We start from the raw sequence: 20,878 nt of genomic DNA on the forward strand, positions 1-20,878 counted from the left end.
CGCGGATTGCTTCGCGCCGCGCCGGTCGAGGTTTGCGCGTTGGCAGCCGCACCCGGCGAAATGAGAGAGGATTCAAACATGCTGATCTCCCAGATCCTCGACGACGCCGAGACGATCCGCGTCGTTGCCCGCAATGGCGGCGGCAAGACCAGGGTCATCAACGGCGCGCGCAGCGTCTATTCGCTGGCGATGGAGGCCGCACGGACCGGCACAGGCCTCGAAGCGCTGATCGAACGCAAGGGCTATGGCGAGGCGGTCGATCTCGATGCCGCCTACAAGAGAGGCAGGCTGGTTTCGCCGATCAATCATCCCGATCCGGCGCATCTGCACCTCACCGGCACCGGCCTCACGCATCTCGGCTCCGCGGCGACGCGCGATTCCATGCACAGGAAACTCAGCGAGGGCGGCGAGGAGGAGCTCACCGATTCCATGAAGATGTTCCGCATGGGTCTCGAAGGCGGCAAACCCGCCAAGGGCCAGGTCGGCGTGCAGCCGGAATGGTTCTACAAGGGCAACGGCACGATGGCGGTGGCGCCCGGCGCGCCCCTGATGTCGCCCGCCTTCGCGCAGGACGGCGGCGAGGAGCCAGAGATCGCCGGCATCTATGTGATCGGCGATGACGGCGCGCCGTTCCGCGTCGGCTTCACGCTGTCGAACGAGTTCTCCGATCACGTCACCGAGCGGGTGAATTATCTGTTCCTCGCCCATTCCAAGCTGCGCAACGCCTCGTTCGGCCCCGAAATCCTGATCGGCGACCTGCCCGCCGATATCCGCGGCGCATCGCGCATCTGGCGCGACGGCAAGCTCTTGTGGGAAAAGCCGTTCCTGTCGGGCGAAGCGAACATGTCGCACACCATCGCCAATCTCGAGCATCATCATTTCAAATATTCGGCCTTCCGCCAGCCGGGCGACGTGCATGTGCATATGTTCGGCACCGCGACATTGTCCTTCGCCGACGGCATCAGGACCGAGGCCGGCGATACTTTCGAGATCGAGGCGCAGGATTTCGGCCTGCCGCTGCGCAATCCGCTGGAGATCGAAAAGCCGGTGAAGGTGGCGGTGAAGGCACTGTGAGTGGGTGATCTCCCCACAAGGGGCAGTTCCAACCTCAGCGCGCGGCGCGGAAGTGCTTGGAGAGCTTCAGGCCCTGCGCCTGATAGTTCGAGCCGAGATCGGTGCCGTAAAGCGCCTGCGGCCGCTTCAGCATGTGCTCGTAGACGAGACGGCCGACGATCTGGCCGTGGTCGAGGATGAACGGCACCTCGTGGCTGCGCACTTCGAGCACCGCGCGGCTGCCGCTGCCGCCGGCGGCGGAGTGGCCGAAGCCCGGATCGAAGAAGCCGGCATAGTGGACGCGGAATTCGCCGACCAGCGGATCGAACGGCGTCATCTCGGCGGCGTAGAGCGGCGGCACGTGCACGGCCTCCCGGCTGACCAGGATGTAGAATTCGTCGGGATCGAGGACCAACTCGCCGGCGCCGCTCTTGTAGATCGGCTCCCAGAAATCGACGACATCCTGCGCCGCGCGCTTGTCGACGTCGACGAGGCCGGTGTGGTGCTTGCCGCGGTAACCGACAAGGCCGTCCTTGTCGCCATCGAGGTCGATGGAGAGCGCGATGCCGCCGCCGGAAATGTTGGGCGGCTCGGTGGCGACCAGCATCTCGGCGCGGTGAAGGTCACGCAGTTCACTCTCGGAAAGCACGGCGTTGCCGGTGCGGAAGCGGATCTGCGACAGGCGCGATCCGGCACGCAGGACGATCGGGAAGGTGCGCGGGCTGACTTCGAGGTAGAGCGGCCCGTGATAGCCGGCGGCGATCTTGTCGAACTCGTGGCCACGATCGGTCATGACGCGCGTGAAGATGTCCAGCCGGCCGGTCGAGCTCTTCGGGTTGGCCGAAGCTGAAACCTCGGCCGGCAATGCCAGGCTCTCGAGCAACGGCACGATGTAGACGCAGCCCGTCTCGAGCACCGCCCCCCCGGTAAGGTCGATCTCGTGCAGCTTCAGCCGCTCGAGCTTGTCGGCGACCAGGTGGTCCGGGCCAGGCAGGAACGAGGCGCGCACGCGGAAGGCTTTGTCGCCGAGCCTGAGGTCGAGGCTGGCCGGCTGGATCTGATCGGCATCCAGCGCGCGCGGCGACTTCAGCGCACCGGACTGGAACAGCGCGGAGATATCCTGGTCGGGAAGAATGCCTGTCTGCCGCAAAGTCTTACTCCGCTCTGCTGGTACAAACCTCTTAATGAAGCCGGCAATTGACGCAAGCGCGGCGCGGGTCTAAAGGGTCGTTATCCCGTGGTGATTTGGCCGGTCGGCTTGCAGCCACGTTAAACAAGTCGCTAAAGGACCGTCGAGCCGCAAGGCTATATGGACCGGTTGCGACTTCGCGGCCGGTTTTTTTGTGTCTGGAAGCAGGGCTATGAGCACCAAGAAGCGCAACTGGAAACCTCAGACGGCACTCGTGCATGGCGGAACATTGCGTTCCGGCTTCGGCGAGACCTCCGAGGCGATGTACCTCACCCAAGGCTATGTCTATGAGACGGCGCAGGCCGCGGAGGCCCGTTTCAAGGGCGAGGAGCCGGGCTTCATCTATTCGCGCTACGCCAATCCGACCGTCGACATGTTCGAAAAGCGCATGTGCGCGCTGGAAGGGGCCGAGGATGCCCGCGCCACCGCCTCCGGCATGGCGGCTGTCTCCGCCGCATTGCTCTGCAGCGTCAAGGCCGGCGATCATATCGTCGCGGCGCGCGCTTTGTTCGGCTCCTGTCGCTGGGTGGTCGAGACACTGGCGCCGCGCTACGGCATCCAGGCGACGCTGGTCGACGGCACCGACATCGCCAATTGGGAAAAGGCGATAAGGCCGAACACCAAGCTTTTCTTCCTGGAAAGCCCTACCAATCCGACGCTGGAGGTGGTGGACATCGCGGCAGTCGCAGCACTTGCCAATTCGATCGGCGCCCGGCTGATCGTCGACAACGTCTTCGCCACCCCGCTGCAGCAGAAGCCGCTGCAGCTCGGCGCCCATATCGTGGTCTATTCGGCGACCAAGCATATCGACGGCCAGGGCCGCTGCCTTGGCGGCGTCATCCTGTCCGACAAGAAATGGATCGACGAGAACCTGCACGATTATTTCCGCCATACCGGCCCGAGCCTGTCGCCCTTCAATGCCTGGACGCTGCTCAAGGGCCTGGAGACGCTGCCGCTGCGCGTGCGCCAGCAGACAGAAAGTGCGGGCAAGATCGCCGATTTCCTGGCCGGCAGGCCGGAGATAGGCCGCGTCATCTATCCGGGCCGCGCCGACCATCCGCAGGCCGATATCGTCAAGAAGCAGATGTCGGGCGGCTCGACGCTGATCTGCCTGGACGTCAAGGGCGGCAAGCAGGCGGCCTTCGCCTTGCAGAACGCGCTCGACATCGTGCTGATCTCCAACAATCTCGGCGACGCCAAGAGCCTGATCACCCATCCGGCGACGACGACGCATAAAAACCTGAGCGACGAGGCGCGCGCCGAGCTCGGCATCGGCCCTGGTACGCTCAGGCTCTCCGTAGGTCTGGAGGACACCGACGATTTGCTGGCCGACGTCGAACAGGCGCTGAAGGCGGCCAAATAGGACCTGTCGCGGCGCCCGCAGCGACCATAGGACTTCAGGCGAGCTCTTCCAGTTCGGTCATCGCCTTGGTGCGGATGGTCATGGCGTTGCCGCGCCATTCGACGGCGCCGCCGAACCAGGCGCGCGCCCAGATGGCGGGCAGCATCGCGTCGCGCGCGATCATCGCGGTGACGCTGCGCGGCGACAGATACCAGCCTTTGGCCGAGGCCAGCAGGCATTCCGGCAGATAAGCGATGGCCAGCACGCACAAGGCCGTGCCGGGCAGGCTGACCCCGGCGCTTGCCGCGGCAATCAGCGCCAGCAGCAACGGCATCGCGGCGCCCGTCAGGATCTCGGGCGCGAAGAACAGCGGGAATGTGACCCGACGCAGCCGCGCCCAGCGCGCCTGGCGCGACCAGATCTCGGCGAGCGTGCGCTGGCCGAGCGGCTGCTCGAAGGGCGAGGCGACGAGGTTGACGCGCAGGCCCAGGCTATTGACCAGCTTGGTGGCGGCCGCGTCCTCGGCGATCTCGGCGCCAAGCGCCTGAATACCGCCACTGGCGTCGAGCATCAGCTTGTTCCACAGCATGCTTTTGCCCTGGGCAAAGCCGAGGCCAAGCGCCTCGCCGGCATACTGCCAGCGCGCCTGCAGCGTGTTGAGGAAGGCGCATTCGACTTCGGCCCAAAAACCGTCCGGCCGCGAGCCGATCGGCGTCGAGCAGACGAGTCCGGTACCCGGGCGCCATGCCGCCATCAGATGCTGGACATAGTCCGTCGGCATCAGCACGTTGGAATCGGCGAGAATCACCCAATTGTGCCGCGCCGCCTGCCAGCCCTTGACGCAGTTGTTGAGCTTGGGATTGGCGCTGATGCGGTCGTCGCCGATCATAAGCCGCGCCGGAACCTTCGGGTAGCGCGCGATTGCCGTATTGATGAGCTTGACCACCGGGTCTTCGGTGTGGGCAACGCAGAAGATCAGCTCATAGCGCGGCCAGTCGAGCGAGAAGGCGCGCTGCAAGGTCTCCTGCGTGAACGGCTCGACGCCGCGCGACGGCACGACGATCGAGACCGGCGGCTGCGCGACGGCTGGCGGCGCAACGACACGCCGCCGTTTCAGCCGCGACGAGGCGAGCAGAATGCTGATGAGATTGCAGAGAAGAAGGGCTGACGAAGCGAGCGCGGCTGCGATAGTCAGTTCCATCGAGATCTGGTCACTCCCGAAAGGCCGCATGCGGCCGTTTCATCAGTCGACAGAGCGCCCGAGTCGCCCGGCACGGTTCGTGCACACCAACATTGTCATGTGTCACTTAAATGACATTGTTTTTCGGCACTTGCGCTTAAAGGCTGGCAGGACGGCCGGCGCCTCGCGTGATAACAGCGAAGTGCTGAAGACATTCTCCTGCGGCGGCAACCGGAGTAGCCCATGTATCGCGCAGTGACGCGCAACATCGAAGTGCTGGTCAGGCCCTTCTATCTGGAGGACCGCTCCGATCCATCCGAGAACCGCTATGTCTGGGGCTATCAGGTGACGATCGACAACCGCTCCGACGAGTTCGTGCAGCTTTTGTCGCGCTATTGGCACATCACCGACGGCCGAGGCCGTGTCGAGGAGGTGCGCGGCGCCGGCGTCGTCGGCGACCTGCCGGAACTCAACCCCGGCGACAGCTATCAGTACACCTCTGGCTGCCCGCTCTCGACGCCGTCGGGCATCATGGTCGGCCACTATACGATGCGAAACGGCCGCGGCGAGACGTTCGATATCGCCATTCCCGCCTTCTCGCTCGATATGCCGGGGACCAGGCGCACGGTGAATTAGCCTCTTTCTCCCCGTCACTATACGGGGGAGAAATGCCCGGTAGGGCAATGAGGGGCAGCGCCGGCTTCCCGAGATTACCTTCGAGCTCGACGAAAGCCTTGAGGCGCCGGCGTGATCTCTTCGAGGTTGGCGCCGCCCCTCATCCGCCCTTCGGGCACCTTCTCCCCGTGAAACGGGGAGAAGGAAAGGCGTTACTCGGCCGCGAACTCAGCCGGGTCGAAGTCGTATTGCGTCGAGCAGAACTCGCAGGCGACATGGATGCCGCCCTCCTCGGTCGAGTCCTTGATCTCCTCAGCCGAGAAGCCTTCGAGGATGCCGCGGATCTTGTCGCGCGAGCAGGAGCACTGGTCGGCGACCGGAACGCCGCGGAAAACGCGCACGCCATGTTCGTGGAACAGCCGGTAGAGCAGCCGCTCGGCGCCCACCGTCGGATCGATCAGCTCGGTCGGCTCGATCGTGCCGAGCAGCGCCAGCAATTCCTGCCAGGAATTGTCCGCCGGATGGTCCGCCACCTCGCGGTGATCGCCGTCGCCGCCCGAAATATCGGGAATGCGCATGCGCTCCGGCGACTGCGGCAGGAACTGCGCCAGGATGCCTCCGGCGCGCCATTGCTCGCGTGCGCCGGCCGGGCCGGGCGTGACCAGCTTGGCGACCGACATCCTGATTTCGGTCGGGATCTGCTCCGACTGGCGGAAATAGGTGCGCGCGGCGTCCTCAAGCGAGGTGCCGTCGAGCTGGACGATGCCCTGATAGCGCTGCGTATGCGCGCCCTGGTCGATGGTTAAAGCCAGCACGCCGTTGCCAAGCAACGTCTGCTGCGAGGTCTCGCCGGCGGCGATCAGGGCCTGCAGCCGGTCGGCATCGAAGCGCGCATAGGCGCGCAACGCATGCGGCGTGGTGAAATCAGCCACCAGCATGTCGACCGGCCCGTCGGTGCGGGTCTGCAGGATGAATTTGCCTTCGAACTTCAGCGAGGTGCCAAGGAGCACGGTGAGCACGCAGGCTTCCGCCAGCAGGCGGGCGACCGGCTCGGGATAATCGTGGCGGCTCAAAATAGCGTCGAGCATCGGCCCGAGCTGTACGGTGCGGCCGCGCACATCGAGCGGCGCGACCTCGTAAGGCACGACATGATCGTCGCCGGCGAAGCCGAATTCACCGAGTTGGGGTTTATGCTCAGCCAAAGTCTGGGTTTCCAACATGACAATACTCCGGGGCGCAGCCATGCCGCCCGGTGAGCCGCATGCGTCGAAGCGCGTTCAATTTACGTGATGGCCCCCAAATAGGCATCACATATCCCCGGATCAAGTCGACATCCCCGTACCGGTCGCGTCGGATCAAGCGCCCAGGCACCAGGCCAGCACCGCCTTTTGGGCGTGCAGTCGGTTTTCGGCCTCGTCGAAGACCACCGAATGCGGCCCGTCGATCACCTCGTCGGTGACCTCCTCGCCGCGATGCGCCGGCAGGCAGTGCATGAACAAAGCGTCGGACTTGGCCTTGGCCATCAGCTCCGCGTTGACCTGATAGGGCAGGAAGACGTTGTGGCCTCGGGCGCGGTGTTCCTGACCCATCGAGACCCAGCTGTCGGTGACGACGCAGTCGGCCTGGTCGACGGCTTCTTCGGCCGAGCGCGAAAAGCGAACCTTGCCGCCATTGGCCTTCGACCAATCGACATATTTCTCGAAAGGTTCGCTGCCTTCCGGCACCGCGACATTCAAGCTGAAACGGAACCGCGCCGAGGCTTCCAGCAGCGAATGCAGCACATTGTTGCCGTCGCCGGTCCAGGCGAAGGTCTTGCCGGCCACCGGACCGCGGTGCTCCTCATAGGTCATGATGTCGGCCATGAGCTGGCAGGGATGCGTGTCGTCGGTCAGCCCGTTGATGACCGGAACGTTGGCGTTCTCGGTGAGTTCCAGCAGCCGGTCATGCGAGGTGGTGCGGATCATGATGGCGTCGACATAGCGCGACAGCACCTTGGCGGTGTCGGCGATGGTCTCCGATCGGCCGAGCTGCATCTCGGTGCCGGTCAGCATGATGGTCTCGCCGCCGAGCTGACGCATGCCGACGTCGAAGGACACGCGCGTGCGCGTCGACGGCTTGTCGAAGATCATGGCCAGTACCTTGCCATCGAGCGGCTTTGAACGCTCACCGGCCTTGAGCCTGGTCTTTCGCGCCACCGCGTCATCCAGCATGATGCGCAGGTCGCCCGCGGAAACGGCGGATAGATCGGTGAAGTGGCGAACACTCATCGGCAGGTTTCCAGAAATTATTTCGCGGCTTCGGCCGCTATCGCGTCGGCCAGGCCCTTGGCGCCGCCACGGATGCGCTTCAGCGCCTCGGCGATCTCCTCGTCGGTGACGGTGAGCGGCGGCAGGAGGCGGATGACATTGTCGCCCGCCGGCACGGCAAGCAGGTGCTGGTCGCGCAGCGCCATGTTCACCTTGGTGTTGGGCATGGCGCATTTCAGGCCCAGCATAAGGCCGGTTCCCCTGATGCCTTCGATGACATCGGGAAACTCGTCGGCGACCGCCGCAAGGCCCTGCTTCAGAAGCAGCGCCTTGCGCTGCACGTCCTCCAGGAAGCCGTCGGCCAGAACAACGTCGAGCACGGCATTGCCGACTGCCATCGCCAGCGGATTGCCGCCGAAGGTCGTGCCGTGCACGCCGGCCGTCATGCCGGTCGCCGCCTCGTCGGTGGCAAGGCAGGCGCCCATCGGAAAGCCGCCGCCGATGCCCTTGGCGATCGCCATGAGATCGGGCGTGACGCCTGTCCATTCATGCGCGAACAGCTTGCCGGTGCGGCCGATGCCGCACTGGACTTCGTCGAAGATCAAAAGCAGGCCGTGCTTGTCGCAGAGTTGCCGCAGCCGCTTCAGCGATTGCGTCGGCACCGGGCGTATACCGCCCTCGCCTTGCACCGGCTCGATCAGGATCGCCGCGGTCTCCGGCGTGATCGCCTTTTCAGCCGCGTCGATGTCGTCGAAGGCCACCTGGTCGAAGCCCTCGACCTTCGGGCCGAAGCCTTCGAGATATTTGTACTGGCCGCCGGCGGCGATCGTCGCCAGCGTTCGGCCGTGGAAGGCGCCCTCGAAGGTGATGATGCCGAAACGCTCGGGATGGCCCTTGACGAAATGATAGCGCCTGGCCGTCTTGATGGCGCATTCCAGCGCCTCGGCGCCCGAATTGGTGAAGAACACCTTGTCGGCAAAGGTCGCATCGGCCAGCCGCTCGCCCAGCCGGCGCTGCTCCGGGATCTCATAGAGGTTGGAGACGTGCCAGAGCTTGGCGGCCTGCTCGGTGAGCGCCGCGACGAGATGCGGATGGCTGTGGCCCAGCGAATTCACCGCGATGCCGCCCGCGAAGTCGAGATATCGCTCGCCCTTGTCGGTGACCAGCCAGGTCCCCTCCCCACGGTCGAAAGCCAGGGGTGCGCGGGCAAAGGTCTCGTAAAGCGCCGAACCGCTCATTATATGCGTCTCCGGAACCGGAAATCAAAAAAGCCGCCAATGCGGCGGCCTTTGCGGCTTATCATGTTTTTCGGCCATGAAGTCAACGAAAACGTCACGCAGAAGTGCGTGGCAAGCCCCTGACGCCACGCCGGCACATGATGAGGCCGCAAGTTGGGGAAAACCGTAAAAACCGAATCGGTGTTGCCTTTGGGACTCTTGTCACCGAGTCAGCGCATAAGGTATTTGTAGTCGAGAAATAACTATATTTCGTGCGGCGGACCTAAATCACCCGGTACATGTGGTGTCGTTTGCCCGGCGAGAGCCGGCTCGGGAAAGGATTCTGGCTGCCGCACGCTTCAGCAGGAGCGCGGTCTCATGAACTGGACTGACGAGCGGGTAGAACTTCTCAGGAAATTGTGGTCGGAGGGTCTGAGCGCCAGCCAGATTGCCGCACAGCTTGGCGGAGTGAGCCGCAACGCCGTCATCGGCAAGGTGCATCGCCTGAAGCTATCGGGCCGCGGTCGCGCGACGGCCGCCCCGGCACGCCAGAAGAAGGTGACACAAGGCGCGTCGATGCAGAAATCGGTGACCCGCGCCGCAAGTGCGACGCGCCATGTCACGGCGACCATCGGCGCCACCGCGCTGCAGGTGCAGTTCGACGCCGAGCCGGTCGCGCGTCATTACCTCCGCCCGGTCGAGAACGTCGTGGTGCCGATCTCGCGGCACCTGCAGCTCGTGGAGCTCACCGAACGCACCTGCAAATGGCCGAACGGCGATCCGCTGTCGGAAGATTTCAGCTTCTGCGGCAACGACGCCGCCGAAACGGGACCGTACTGCAAGTATCATTCCCGTGTCGCGTTCCAGCCGGCGGCGGAACGGCGCAGAAGCCGCTGAGCGGAGTGAGTAGTGAGTGGAGTGAGTAGTGAGTAGTGAGTGAGGATGCGGGCCGTCCTTACCAACCACTACTGACTATTCACTACTCACCTCTTCACAGCCATCCATTCTTCTTGAACCGCCAGTACAGGAACGCGCAGATCAGCGCGATCACCGTGAGCACGGTCGGATAGCCATATTCCATCTTCAGTTCCGGCATGTCGGAGAAGTTCATGCCGTAGATGCCGGCGAAGGCAGTGGGCACCGCCAGAATGGCGGCCCATGAGGCGAGCTTCTTGGAGATCGCGGTTTCCTGGCTCTGTCCGACAAGAAGGCTGGCTTCGAAAGCGAAGGCCAGAACCTCGCGCAGGGAGTCGATCTTTTCCTGCACGGTGCGGATGTGGTCGGTGACGTCGCGAAACAGCGGATGCATGGCGGCATGGACCTGCGGCAGATCGGCGCTGGTCAGCCGACGGCAGACCTCTACCAGCGGCACGGCTGCGTTGCGCAGGCGCAGCAGATCGCGGCGCAACATGTAAAGCCGCTCGATATCGGAACCGGTCATCGGCTTCAAAAGCACCTTGTCCTCGATCGCCTCGACCTCATCCTCGATCTGTTCCAGCACCGGCATGTAATTGTCGACGATGAAATCGAGGATGGCGTAGAGGACGAAGTCCTCGCCTTTGGCGAGCGAATGCGGGCAGCTTTCCCAATGCTGGCGCACGGCGGCGTAGGAGGTCGACGGGCCGTGCCGGACGCTGACAATGTAGCCGGTGCCGACGAACAGATGCGTCTCGCCGAAAGTAACGCGGCCGTCGATCAATTGCGCGGTGCGGGCGACGATGAACAGGGCGTCGCCATATTGCTCGATCTTCGGGCGCGCATGCGGGTGCTCGGCATCCTCGATCGCCAGGTCATGCACGTGGAATTGCGCCTGCACCCTGAGCAGAAGGTTGCGATCGGGCTCGAGCAGGCCGATCCAGACGACATGGCCGGGCTTTGCCGCCCATTCGCCGGCCTGTTCAATCGCGATGTCGGCGATGCGCTTGCCGCCCGAATAGACGCTGGATGCAATGATGCCCGACGTTGTGGCCGGGGTCAGGTTTCGAACTTGTTCCATCGCGACCTCCCGCGACAGCGCCTGACAGATCGCTGTGCCGGAAGAGTTTAGCCTAATTTAGAAAAGCGTTCGAGAGCCCGGACTTCACTTAACCGATACCGTTCCCGGAAGAACCACCTGATCGGTTTTGTCACCCTTCGGCCGGTCGGCGGGCATCTGGTCGCCGGTGACGATGTAGTAGATGGTCTCGGCGATGTTGGTCGCATGGTCGCCGATGCGCTCGATATTCTTGGCGCAGAACAGAAGATGCGTGCAGGGCGTGATGTTGCGCGGATCTTCCATCATATAGGTCAAAAGCTCGCGGAACAGCGAGGTGTACATGGCGTCGATCTGGTCGTCCCGGTCGCGCACGAAGCCGATCCTCTCGACCGAGCGCGAGGCGTAGACGTCGAGCACTTCCTTGAGCTGCGTCAACGCCAGGTTGGCAAGGGCCTCCAGGCCGCGGAAAAGACTGTTCGGCTGGCGGCCGTCGACCGAGGCAACGCGCTTGGCGACGTTCTTGCCGAGGTCGCCGACGCGCTCGATGTCGGCCGAGATGCGGATGGCGCCGACGATCTCGCGCAGATCCGTTGCCATCGGCTGGCGCCTGGCGATGATGATGATGGCCTTGTCGTCGATCTCGCGCTGTCCTTCATCGAGGACCAGATCATCCTGGATGACTTTCCGGGCGAGGCCGAGATCGGCATTGACCAGCGCCGCGACCGCCTGTTCGACCATGCGCTCGGCGTGGCCGCCCATCGCGGCGATGCGCTTCGACAGGAACTTCAGCTCTTCATCATAGGCACTGGCGATATGGACGGACTGCATAAACATGCCTTCCCGGTTTGTGCCGGCTGGTGCGTTCCCTCAATCTGTCGCTGATACGCGAACCGCATGACAGAAAGAAGAAAATCTCGGTTAGCAACCGGTACACGATCAGCGAGCCGGCAAATGAACCGTGAACGCCGCGCCCTTGCCGACTTCCGACTTGATGGACAGCCTTGCGTTATGACGAGTCAATATATGTTTCACGATCGAAAGGCCAAGGCCGGTGCCTTTGTGAGTGCGACTGTTTTCGACATCGACGCGGTAGAAACGCTCGGTGATGCGCGGGATGTGCTCTTCGGCGATGCCGGGACCATAGTCCCTGATCGTGACGTCGAAGCCCGCCTGCTGGGCATCCTCGCCGGCGGCAACCGATACGGTGACGTGCCCGCCTGACTGGCCGTATTTGCAGGCATTCTCCAGGAGATTCTCGAAAACCTGGAACAGTTCGTCACGGTCGCCGGGAACGACAAGCCGCCCATTGGCGAACTCCCGCTCGACGACGATGCCGTTCTCCGCGGCCAGCGGCCCGAGCGAATCGATGACGCTGTCGATCGTCTGGCGAAGATCGACCTCTGTGCCCGGCTTCAGGTAGGGTTTCATCTCCAGCCGCGACAGCGAGAGCAGATCGTCGATCAGGCGGGCCATGCGGCCGGTCTGGTTCTGCATGATCTGGAGGAACTGGTCACGCGCCGCCGGATCATTGCGGGCCGGGCCACGCAGCGTCTCGATGAAGCCGGCGATCGAGGCGAGCGGCGTGCGCAGCTCATGGCTGGCATTGGCGATAAAGTCGGCCCGCATGCGATCGATGCGGCGCGTTTCGCTCTGATCCTTGAACACCAGCACATAGAGGCCCGTGGCATGGCCGACCGTCGACGCGCTAACCCGGTATGTCCGCTCCACCGGCAGCTTTTCGGTGTAGTCGACCGCGTCCGAGGCGACCTCCCCCGACAGAATGCTGTCCAGCAGCGCCTGCATTTCCGGCGCGCGAAACTTCAGCGCCAGCGACATGCCGGGCGCCAGCCCGCCAAAGACCGCGAACGCGGCCGCATTGGCATGAACCATGGCGGCGGAATGGTCGAAGATGATCAGCGGATCGGCGACAGCGGCGGCCAGATACTCGCCGGAAAGCCGCTGCAGCCCGCTGGCCTCGATGGCGGCCGCGGCATCGGTCGACTGGCGCTCGGCGTCGACGGGCAGCATTGCCGCGGCCGCTAGCAGAGCCAGGGCCAGCAGCAGTGCATAGCCGGAGACGCCGGCGAAATAATAGACGGCAAAGACCGCGACAACGCCCGCGGCAAGCAGCCAGCGGTTGCGCCAAAGCCGCGCCGCCAAGGCTTGCCCCTTGCTCTCTTGCTCCGCGCTCGTCTCTGCCATAGGCCTGCGCTACCCCGCATCCCGTCGACCGGTCAGCGGCTCGCTGGACTGGCCTGGCGCATGAGGCCCTGAAAATCAGGATCGATTTTCGCGAAGGTTCATGCGCAAAATCAAAATGCTACAGCGCGTCTTTGCGCCCGGATGGGCGCCACGCCGCACAGGCTCCATAGCATGAGTCCGCAAACTGGAAAGGTTCGTCTGGATGAAAAACGCCAAGGAAACGGCTGAAGCGGTGCCGGCCACGGGACCGATCAAGATCAAGATCGGCGGCAAGGAGCGCGAGTTCGATATAGACAATCCGACGCTTCCGGACTGGATCGAGGAGAACAAGCTGACCGCCGGCGGCTATCCTTACGACAAGAAGATGAAAAGCGAGGACTACGAAAAGGAGCTCGAGCGGCTGCAGATCGAACTGGTCAAGGCCCAGGCCTGGCTGCAAGCGACCAGCAAGCGGGTGATGGCTTTGTTCGAGGGTCGCGACGCCGCCGGCAAGGGCGGCACGATCTTCGTGCTGCGGCAATTTATGAACCCGCGCACGGCGCGCAACGTGGCGCTGACCAAGCCGACGCCGACCGAGACGGGGCAATGGTACTACCAGCGCTATGTCGACCATTTCCCGACGTCGGGCGAATTCATCACCTTCGACCGCTCCTGGTACAACCGCGCCGGCGTCGAGCCGGTCATGGGGTTCTGCACGCCGGAGCAGCATGAGAAATTCCTCGACGAGACGCCGCATTTCGAGCGGATGATCTGCAACGAAGGCATCCACTTCTTCAAATTCTGGCTGAACATCGGCCGCGAGACGCAGCTCGAACGGTTCCATGACCGCCGCTGGTCGCCCCTGAAGAACTGGAAGTTCTCGCCGATCGATATCGCCGGCGTCAGCAAATGGGACGACTACACCAAGGCACGCGACCAGATGATCGAGCGCACGCACAAGGAGTTCTCGCCCTGGATCGTCGTGCGCGCCAACGACAAACGCCGCGCCCGGCTTGCGGTGATCCAGCGTATCCTTCTGTCGCTGCCCTATGACGGCCGCGACCTCGATGCCGTCGGCAAGCCCGACAAGAAGATCATCGGCGAAGGGCCGTCGTTCCTGAAGGACTGATGCACGTTTCTCAAAAGCATGCCCTCGGGCCCGACCCGGAGCGCGGTGGTATTTGGGAAAACGAGATACATCAAGCAAAGATCCCGAATTACAGCGCCGCGCGCCTTTCAGCTCGCGCGGCGCTGAGACTTTCATGCCGGCCGATCAGGCGGCCAGGCGAGCGATCCGCTGCAGCCGCTTCAGCGTGGTGTCATCCTGAAGCGCCTGCTGGAACAGCGTGATCTCGTGGTCGATACGGTCGCACAACACGTCCGTATCGCCCTTGAGCAGGCTCCGCGTCTGCAGCAACGCCGCAACCGGCTTCTTGGCGAGCTGTTTCGCCCTCGCCAGCGTTGCTTCCTCGGCGCTGCCTTGCGTCACGATCTCGCCGACCAGGCCGAGCGCCCTGGCGTCTTCGACGCCGAGCGTGTCGCCCAGGCAGAAGAAGCGGAAGGCGCCGGCATAGCCGAGTTTCTGGGGCGCCAGGATGCTGGTCGCCGCGTCCGGCACCAGGCCGAAATCGACGAACGGCACCCTGAAGGTGCTGCCCCTGGAAGCGATCACCATGTCGCAATGGAACAGGATGGTGCAGCCGACGCCGACGGCGTCGCCGTCGACACAGGCAAGCACCGGCTTGGGGAAGGTCGCCAACATGCGGAACATGTCGGTGACGGCGGCGATCAGCTCTCGGTGCTTGGTGGCATCGAGGAACTCCGAGAAGTCGCCGCCAAGGCAGAAGCAGCCGGCAAGGCCGCGCAGCATGACGACGCGGACCTCGTCATTGACGGCGGCCTCGTGGAAGGTCCTGGCAAGGCTCGCATAGGCGTGCCTGTCGAGCACCGGCCGGCCGTCATGCGAGGATACCGTGACCACCAGCGTATGGCCGCGCAGTTCCGGTTCGGGATGGAAACTCATGACCGCCTCCATCACGAAGCCTGCTTCAGGCCGAGCAGACCCGGATAACCCCAGTTCAGCACCGGCAGGAAGTGGTTGCGGCGGGCTCGCACGATATCGAGCGTATGCTCGGTGAAGGTGAGCAACGTCGCCACGACCTGCTGGTTGCCGTAGGTGCGCTGGTAGCCGAGCGGCGTTGCCAGGAAGTGCAGCTGCAGCGCCCGCAACACCCACATCGGCTCGAACTCGATGATGACCTGGTTGACGTTGCGCTTGAGGCCCCATTCAACGAAGCCGGCGATCAGCTCGGTGCCGACCGTCGAGACGCCGCGCTTGCCGTCGCGAAAACCCGGAGCCACCGCGTAGCGGGTCAACTCCCAGACGTTCGGTCCCGAGGGGGACGGCCCCTCGCAGAGATCCGACAACACGTCCGTCAGAAGATGCGGCCGTGTCGTCGGCAGCATGCGCTGGTAACCAGCCAGTTCACCGTTGCGGATGACAAGGTGATGTTCGGCCTCGTCATGGTCGAACTGGTCGATCTCGAGCTGGTCCGGACGATCGAGATCGGCCCACCCCATTTCCTCGACGAATATCCTGTAGCGCAGGCGATGGACGGCCTCCCAAAGGTCGGGACGTTCCATCAATTCCTGGGTTGTAAGGGAAAAAAGCATTAGCCGTCTCCTGGGCTTAGAGGAAGATACGGCCGGGCTTTCCCGAAAATATTACGCGATCGCGTAGGCAAGAATTCTAGGCCAGCACGGCCGACCTGGCTAATATAGCCACGCCTAATCGCCTCCGCGACTGTCTGCACAAGGTAGTGGGGCCTAGTTTGTTTTTGGCGTTAAGAAATCATTAGCCCTCTCCCAAGAGGGAGATTCGGCTGCGCTTTTCTGAAGATATCACGTGATCGCGTAAGCAGGAATTTTAGGCCGGCACGTCCTAGCTAATATAGCCGCGCCTGATTGCCTCGGCGACAGCCTGCACGCGATTGGCTGCGCCGAGTTTGCCTTTGGCGTTGAGAAGATGTTTCTCGGAGGTGTGCTCCGAGATGCCGAGAATCTGGGAGATTTCCCACTCGGACTTGCCGACGGCGGCCCATTGCAGGCATTCGCGCTCGCGCGGCGTCAATTCAATGTGATCGATGATGTTGTCGGCCTTGGTGTGCAGTTGCATGGCGCGGCCGATCGCGTAGGTCGACGCCAGCGAGACCATTCCGAATTCGGCATCCGACAGTTCAACGGACTCGCCGCCGAGCGAGACCATGACGATCTGGCCGTCGAGCGTGACCAGCGGAAACGCGAGGCCGTCGCGCAGCTTGAACTCGCGGGCGTCGCCCATGACTTCGTCGCTGCTCTTGTCGATGGCGATGCTGCGAGACGCTTCTCGCCACTGGAACGGCGCCTGCAGCTGTTTCATGTGGCTGACGACCGGATCATGGTCGACATAGTTGCGCGCCACGTAGCGCTCCAGCCAAGCACCGGGCCAATCGCAAAGCAGAACGTGCTGCTTCTGCTGGCCGCGTGGCGTGCCGGGCTGCGGCACGGTTCCCGCCATCAGGGCCGTCAGGCCGAAATTCGAGGTGACACCCAGCAGGCGCTCGCAAACCGCTGCCGCGGTGCCAGCATTCTGCAGCTGGTCGATGTATTCCAGAGTTCTGTCGAACATACTCATCGCAACATCTACCCCATGTTGCTTCTGTTTTTTCGTTACCGACGGTAGATGCCCGAACCGTCCTTCGCCATCAACCCCCGGATTGGAAACACCTTTGCGAATGCCGGTAACTTCCCCTTTCCGGCGCCGCGAGGTCACTTGCAAACCTGCTAAACCATACGCCTAATTTGACCGCTTGAAATCAAAAACCGTTGTGCCTGCATCATTTTCATACGAAAAGCCTCCGAGCGAAGGACCGGGCGGAGCCATGTCGTGAAATTGCGGTGGATATTGCTGGCCCTGATGTCTGCGCTGATCGGTGTGTTGCCGTTTGCCGGCGCGACTCAGGCGGCGGAGCCGCAGGTGCCGGTGCTGTGGGATGCCAAGGAGCGGCTGCCGAAACCCGATCTCTCCGCGCTGCCGCGACTCAGATTCCTCACCACCACCGATTTTCCACCCTTCAACTTCCTCGACGGCTCTGGCCGCCTGTCGGGCTTCCACATCGATCTGGCGCGGGCGATCTGCGCCGAATTGGGCGTCGTCGAGAAATGCCAGGTCCAGGCACTGCCGTGGAATGAGCTTGAGGATGCTCTCCAGAAAGGCGAAGGCGAGGCGATCATTGCCGGCATCGCCGCGACGCCGGACAGCCGCGAGAAATACGCTTTCTCGCGCTCCTATATGCAATTCCCGGCGCGCTTCATCATGCCGAAGGCGAATGCCTTCGCCGAGCCGATCCTCGACAAGCTGCGCAGCAAGCGGGTCGGCGTCGTTGCCGGCTCGGCGCATGAGAAAATGCTGCGCGATTACTTCAACACCGTGCAGGTCGTGACCTTCGACAAGGCCGAGGAGCTGTATGCCGATCTCAAGGCCGGCAAGATCGACGCCGCCTTCGGCGACGGCATGCGCTTCGCCTTCTGGCTGGGCGGCTCCGATGCCGCCGGCTGCTGCCGCTTCGCCGGCGGCCCGTATCTGGCGCCGGAATATCTGGGCTCGGGCATGGCGATCGCCACCAGGGCGGGCGACCCCGCGCTGGCGGCGGCCTTCGACTACGCGCTGCAGGAAATCTCGATCAAGGGCACGTTCGCCGAGTTCTATCTGCGCTATTTTCCTGTGAGCTTTTTCTAGCCGTTATCTACGCAATTCCGGGCGGAAAACCGCTGCGCACTTTTCCTGGCATCGCTTCACGTCAGCGTGCGCAGGCGCGCCTTGGCCGCACGCGCGATGGCGGCCACCGTCAGCGTGTCGAGATCGAGCTTGAGGCGGATGAGTTGCAGGACGCGCACCTCCTCCATGCGCATTTCGAGATCGACGGCGGCGACCTCGAAAGCAGCTGCGTAAGCGGTGTCGCGCAGCCGCTCCGGCAGTGCTTCGGCAACGCGCGCCAGCACGCCTTCCAGCCCGTCCTTCTCATGCAGTGCCTTCTGGCAGGCTTGCGCCACTGCCACCAGCCTGTCCTGGTTGAAATCGACGAACACCGGCCAGGAGCGGACGACGTCGCCGATCCGCGCCAGCTCGACATCGGTCATGTCGCGATCGGAGGCCGATGTGATGACCATCAGGTGGATCAGGGCTTCATGCGGGTTCAGCAAAGGCATCCAAAACTCCTTGACGATGAGGTTCGAAAGTAGGGACGCCGTCATGCCGCCGCAAGGAAAACAGCCGCAAATCGTTGACGCTCCGGCCTGTCGCGCCTAGAGACCGGTTGAAAAATCTTACCGCCGCGAAGACGGCCATGACTGGAACTTTGACATGACGGGATCAAACATCATCGATCTCACTCCCGAGATGCTTGCCGCGGCCGCCGAAAGCAAGGCCTGGCCGTTCGAGGAAGCCAAGAAGATCATCGCGCGATACAAGGGCAAGGACTATCCCGAGACCGTCCTGTTCGAGACCGGCTACGGTCCGTCCGGCCTGCCGCATATCGGCACCTTCGGAGAGGTGGCGCGCACGACCATGGTGCGCCACGCCTTTCGGGTTCTGACAGGGAACAAGGTCAAGACCAAGCTTCTGTGCTTCTCCGACGACATGGACGGCATGCGCAAGATCCCAGAGAGCGTACCAGACCGCGCAGCGCTCGAGCCTTATCTGCACATGCCGCTTACGGCGGTGCCCAATCCGTTCGGCGGCGACTATGCGAGCTTTGCCGACCACAACAATGCGATGCTGTGCCGCTTCCTCGATACGTTCGGTTTCGACTACGAGTTCGCCAGCGCGACCCAATACTATAAGGCCGGCCGCTTCGACGAGATACTGCTGCGCACCGCCGGGCGCTACGACGAGATCATGGGCGTGATGCTGCCGACGCTCGGACCGGAGCGTCAGGCGACCTACAGTCCGTTCCTGCCGATCTCGCCGAAGAGCGGCCGCGTGCTCTACGTGCCGATGAAGGATGTCGACGCCAAGGCCGGCACCATAACCTTCGACGACGAAGGCACCGAGACGACGCTGCCTGTCACCGGCGGCCATGTGAAGCTGCAGTGGAAGCCGGATTTCGGCATGCGCTGGGCAGCGCTCGGCGTCGATTTCGAGATGTTCGGCAAGGACCACCAGACCAACGCGGCAATCTATGACCGCATCTGCAACATCCTCGGCGGGCGCGCGCCGGAGCATTTCGTCTACGAGCTGTTCCTCGACGAGGAGGGCCAGAAGATCTCGAAGTCGAAGGGCAATGGCCTGACCATCGACGAATGGCTGACCTACGCGCCGACGGAAAGCCTCGGCCTTTATATGTACCAGCGGCCACGGCAGGCGAAGAAGCTCTATTTCGACGTCATCCCGAAGGCGGTTGACGAGTATTACGCTTTCCTTGGCGCCTATCCGCGCCAGGACTGGAAGGAGCGGCTCGGCAATCCGGTCTGGCACATGCATGACGGCAACCCGCCAGCCATCGACCTGCCGGTGCCGTTCGCGCTGCTGCTCAACCTGGTGAGCGCTTCCAACGCGCATGACAAGGCGGTGCTGTGGGGCTTCATCTCGCGGCATGCGCCCGGCGTGACGCCGAAGACGCATCCGGAGCTCGACCGGCTGACCGGCTACGCGATCCGCTATTTCGACGACTTCGTGAAGCCGTCCAAGATCTACCGCGCCGCCGACGAGGTGGAGTGCGAGGCGCTGGCGAAGCTTTCCGAGGCGCTTGGCGCGCTGCCGCAGGGCGCCGACAGCGAGGCGATCCAGAACGCGGCGCTCAATGTCGCGCGCCGCATCGAGCGCTACCAGGACCATTCCAAGCAGAGCCCGGAAGGCGGGCCCGGCGTATCCGTCGCCTTCTTCCAGATGATCTACCAGGTGCTGATCGGCCAGGAGCGCGGACCGCGCTTCGGCTCGTTCGCAGCACTTTACGGCATCGCCGAGACGCGCGCGCTCATTGAGCGGGCGCTGGCTGGTCAGCTGGCGGCGTAACGGCGCCGCCTTCCGCCGGCAGGATCGAATCCGGCGCGACCGGCGCCGGTTCTGGCGCTGCCGGCATCGCCGGCAAGCCGCCAAGGCTCGGCGCCTGGCCGAAGATTCCCTTCTTCGCCGTGCGGGCCTTGTTCTCGGCCTCGACATAGGGGCCGCCTTGCGCGGCCCGCGCCCAGCCATTCTCGACCAGCCATTGGCCGATGTCCTGATTGCCGATATGGCACTCGGCGGAAATGCTGTCGCGGCCACCCTCCGGCGGCACCGTGCAGGCGACCGCCCGGCCGCGCAGGAAGGCGCGGAAGGCTGTCCTGGCACGCGCGCCGCAAGCCCAGGTGTTGCCGGCGTCGCTACAGGTTTCGTCCGCCTTGACGACGTCCACGCCGGACACGGCGACCGCATAGCCATTCGCCTCGATCAGCCCGGCGGCGATGGCGACCGGTTGGAACAGCTTGGTGCCGTTCCAGTCGCCCGGCATCTTCAATTTCGGCGGCTTGGGCGGCCCGGCCAGCGCCAGGTCGCTGAGCGGCGCGCGCGGTTCCACCCGTTCGAGCTGGTTGTCCGAAAGAGCGGGCGGCGCGACCGTTTCGGGATCGATGGCTCTCGAATGAACAGGTGGCTGCGGAGCGGCGGGCGCGGGAATGGCCGAGGTCGCCGCCTCTTCCGCCGGCGTGTCGGTTCCCGGATCGTAGATCGCGGCCGGATCGATCTGATCCACGGCGATCACGCTCTCATGGCCTTTGACCGCGCGGCCGCCGGCAATGACGAGCGCCGCCATCACCGGAATTGCCAGAACCGCCAGGGCTGTTTGAAGAAGCCGCACCGGTCCGGA

The 20,878-nt window shown here is 63.7% G+C and carries 20 protein-coding genes and 1 riboswitch; of the genes, 7 read left to right on the forward strand and 13 right to left on the reverse strand.

What is annotated here, in order from left to right; all coding sequences use genetic code 11:
• The first annotated feature begins 78 nt into the window (after positions 1 to 78).
• The gene (gene araD1, locus ACWGS9_RS01225) at positions 79 to 1,074 is read left to right on the forward strand and encodes an AraD1 family protein (RefSeq protein WP_454503513.1); all 996 of its coding nucleotides are present in this window, start codon (positions 79 to 81) and stop codon (positions 1,072 to 1,074) included.
• 34 nt (positions 1,075 to 1,108) lie between these two features.
• On the opposite strand, the gene ACWGS9_RS01230 is transcribed toward araD1, so the two are convergent.
• Positions 1,109 to 2,203: a 2'-deoxycytidine 5'-triphosphate deaminase gene (locus ACWGS9_RS01230; RefSeq protein ID WP_454503514.1), complete on the reverse strand. Its 1,095-nt coding sequence runs from the start codon at positions 2,201 to 2,203 to the stop codon at positions 1,109 to 1,111.
• A gap of 77 nt (positions 2,204 to 2,280) precedes the next feature.
• Positions 2,281 to 2,358, forward strand: a riboswitch (SAM riboswitch).
• A 56-nt stretch (positions 2,359 to 2,414) separates the two neighbouring features.
• Between ACWGS9_RS01230 and ACWGS9_RS01235 the strand changes: the two genes are divergently transcribed.
• Complete coding sequence (locus tag ACWGS9_RS01235; protein ID WP_454503515.1) at positions 2,415 to 3,605, forward strand: O-succinylhomoserine sulfhydrylase; 1,191 nt, start codon at positions 2,415 to 2,417, stop codon at positions 3,603 to 3,605.
• A gap of 34 nt (positions 3,606 to 3,639) precedes the next feature.
• Here the strand turns inward: ACWGS9_RS01235 and ACWGS9_RS01240 are convergent, their stop codons facing one another.
• Complete coding sequence (locus ACWGS9_RS01240; RefSeq protein WP_454503516.1) at positions 3,640 to 4,785, reverse strand: ceramide glucosyltransferase; 1,146 nt, start codon at positions 4,783 to 4,785, stop codon at positions 3,640 to 3,642.
• Positions 4,786 to 5,007: 222 nt separating this feature from the next.
• Here ACWGS9_RS01240 and apaG point away from each other — a divergent pair, with 222 nt between their 5' ends.
• Entirely contained in the window at positions 5,008 to 5,400 is a 393-nt protein-coding gene (apaG, locus tag ACWGS9_RS01245; protein WP_320308615.1) for a Co2+/Mg2+ efflux protein ApaG, read from the forward strand.
• A 191-nt stretch (positions 5,401 to 5,591) separates the two neighbouring features.
• On the opposite strand, the gene ACWGS9_RS01250 is transcribed toward apaG, so the two are convergent.
• The 3 genes from ACWGS9_RS01250 to ACWGS9_RS01260 all read right to left on the reverse strand — a co-directional run bounded on the left by ACWGS9_RS01250 (position 5,592) and on the right by ACWGS9_RS01260 (position 8,863).
• Positions 5,592 to 6,623 carry an Hsp33 family molecular chaperone gene (locus ACWGS9_RS01250; RefSeq protein WP_454503517.1) on the reverse strand — a complete coding sequence of 344 codons (1,032 nt, stop codon included), beginning with the start codon at positions 6,621 to 6,623 and terminating at the stop codon, positions 5,592 to 5,594.
• Between the two features lie 111 nt (positions 6,624 to 6,734).
• Positions 6,735 to 7,646, reverse strand: a complete 912-nt coding sequence (argF, locus tag ACWGS9_RS01255) for an ornithine carbamoyltransferase (protein ID WP_454503518.1) — start codon at positions 7,644 to 7,646, stop codon at positions 6,735 to 6,737.
• Between the two features lie 17 nt (positions 7,647 to 7,663).
• Positions 7,664 to 8,863: an aspartate aminotransferase family protein gene (locus ACWGS9_RS01260; RefSeq protein ID WP_454503519.1), complete on the reverse strand. Its 1,200-nt coding sequence runs from the start codon at positions 8,861 to 8,863 to the stop codon at positions 7,664 to 7,666.
• Between the two features lie 357 nt (positions 8,864 to 9,220).
• Between ACWGS9_RS01260 and ACWGS9_RS01265 the strand changes: the two genes are divergently transcribed.
• Positions 9,221 to 9,739: a GcrA family cell cycle regulator gene (locus ACWGS9_RS01265; protein WP_454503520.1), complete on the forward strand. Its 519-nt coding sequence runs from the start codon at positions 9,221 to 9,223 to the stop codon at positions 9,737 to 9,739.
• 94 nt (positions 9,740 to 9,833) lie between these two features.
• On the opposite strand, the gene ACWGS9_RS01270 is transcribed toward ACWGS9_RS01265, so the two are convergent.
• The 3 genes from ACWGS9_RS01270 to ACWGS9_RS01280 form a co-directional block, all read right to left on the reverse strand.
• Positions 9,834 to 10,838 carry a magnesium and cobalt transport protein CorA gene (locus tag ACWGS9_RS01270; protein WP_454503521.1) on the reverse strand — a complete coding sequence of 335 codons (1,005 nt, stop codon included), beginning with the start codon at positions 10,836 to 10,838 and terminating at the stop codon, positions 9,834 to 9,836.
• Positions 10,839 to 10,922: 84 nt separating this feature from the next.
• The gene (phoU, locus tag ACWGS9_RS01275; RefSeq protein ID WP_454503522.1) at positions 10,923 to 11,645 is read right to left on the reverse strand and encodes a phosphate signaling complex protein PhoU; all 723 of its coding nucleotides are present in this window, start codon (positions 11,643 to 11,645) and stop codon (positions 10,923 to 10,925) included.
• 108 nt (positions 11,646 to 11,753) lie between these two features.
• A complete protein-coding gene (locus ACWGS9_RS01280) occupies positions 11,754 to 13,019 on the reverse strand; it encodes an ATP-binding protein (protein ID WP_454503523.1) in 1,266 nt (421 codons plus the stop codon).
• Positions 13,020 to 13,221: 202 nt separating this feature from the next.
• On the opposite strand from ACWGS9_RS01280, the gene ppk2 reads away from it, so the two are divergent.
• Complete coding sequence (gene ppk2 / locus ACWGS9_RS01285; protein ID WP_454503524.1) at positions 13,222 to 14,127, forward strand: polyphosphate kinase 2; 906 nt, start codon at positions 13,222 to 13,224, stop codon at positions 14,125 to 14,127.
• Between the two features lie 144 nt (positions 14,128 to 14,271).
• On the opposite strand, the gene ACWGS9_RS01290 is transcribed toward ppk2, so the two are convergent.
• The 3 genes from ACWGS9_RS01290 to ACWGS9_RS01300 form a co-directional block, all read right to left on the reverse strand.
• Positions 14,272 to 15,021: an enoyl-CoA hydratase-related protein gene (locus tag ACWGS9_RS01290; RefSeq protein WP_454503525.1), complete on the reverse strand. Its 750-nt coding sequence runs from the start codon at positions 15,019 to 15,021 to the stop codon at positions 14,272 to 14,274.
• Between the two features lie 11 nt (positions 15,022 to 15,032).
• On the reverse strand, positions 15,033 to 15,671 hold the full coding sequence (locus ACWGS9_RS01295) for an acyl-homoserine-lactone synthase (RefSeq protein WP_454503526.1): 639 nt from the start codon (positions 15,669 to 15,671) through the stop codon (positions 15,033 to 15,035).
• A 268-nt stretch (positions 15,672 to 15,939) separates the two neighbouring features.
• Entirely contained in the window at positions 15,940 to 16,671 is a 732-nt protein-coding gene (locus tag ACWGS9_RS01300; protein WP_454503643.1) for a helix-turn-helix transcriptional regulator, read from the reverse strand.
• 282 nt (positions 16,672 to 16,953) lie between these two features.
• Between ACWGS9_RS01300 and ACWGS9_RS01305 the strand changes: the two genes are divergently transcribed.
• Positions 16,954 to 17,775 (forward strand): transporter substrate-binding domain-containing protein, encoded by an 822-nt coding sequence (locus ACWGS9_RS01305; RefSeq protein WP_454503527.1) that lies wholly within the window; start codon positions 16,954 to 16,956, stop codon positions 17,773 to 17,775.
• 56 nt (positions 17,776 to 17,831) lie between these two features.
• Here the strand turns inward: ACWGS9_RS01305 and ACWGS9_RS01310 are convergent, their stop codons facing one another.
• On the reverse strand, positions 17,832 to 18,245 hold the full coding sequence (locus tag ACWGS9_RS01310; protein WP_320308628.1) for a tellurite resistance TerB family protein: 414 nt from the start codon (positions 18,243 to 18,245) through the stop codon (positions 17,832 to 17,834).
• 154 nt (positions 18,246 to 18,399) lie between these two features.
• Between ACWGS9_RS01310 and ACWGS9_RS01315 the strand changes: the two genes are divergently transcribed.
• The gene (locus tag ACWGS9_RS01315; protein WP_454503528.1) at positions 18,400 to 20,049 is read left to right on the forward strand and encodes a lysine--tRNA ligase; all 1,650 of its coding nucleotides are present in this window, start codon (positions 18,400 to 18,402) and stop codon (positions 20,047 to 20,049) included.
• On the opposite strand, the gene ACWGS9_RS01320 is transcribed toward ACWGS9_RS01315, so the two are convergent.
• The gene (locus tag ACWGS9_RS01320; protein WP_454503529.1) at positions 20,012 to 20,869 is read right to left on the reverse strand and encodes a thermonuclease family protein; all 858 of its coding nucleotides are present in this window, start codon (positions 20,867 to 20,869) and stop codon (positions 20,012 to 20,014) included. The genes ACWGS9_RS01315 and ACWGS9_RS01320 overlap by 38 nt on opposite strands.
• Positions 20,870 to 20,878 lie beyond the last annotated feature (9 nt).

The organism is Mesorhizobium sp. Arg314 (genome assembly GCF_053714275.1).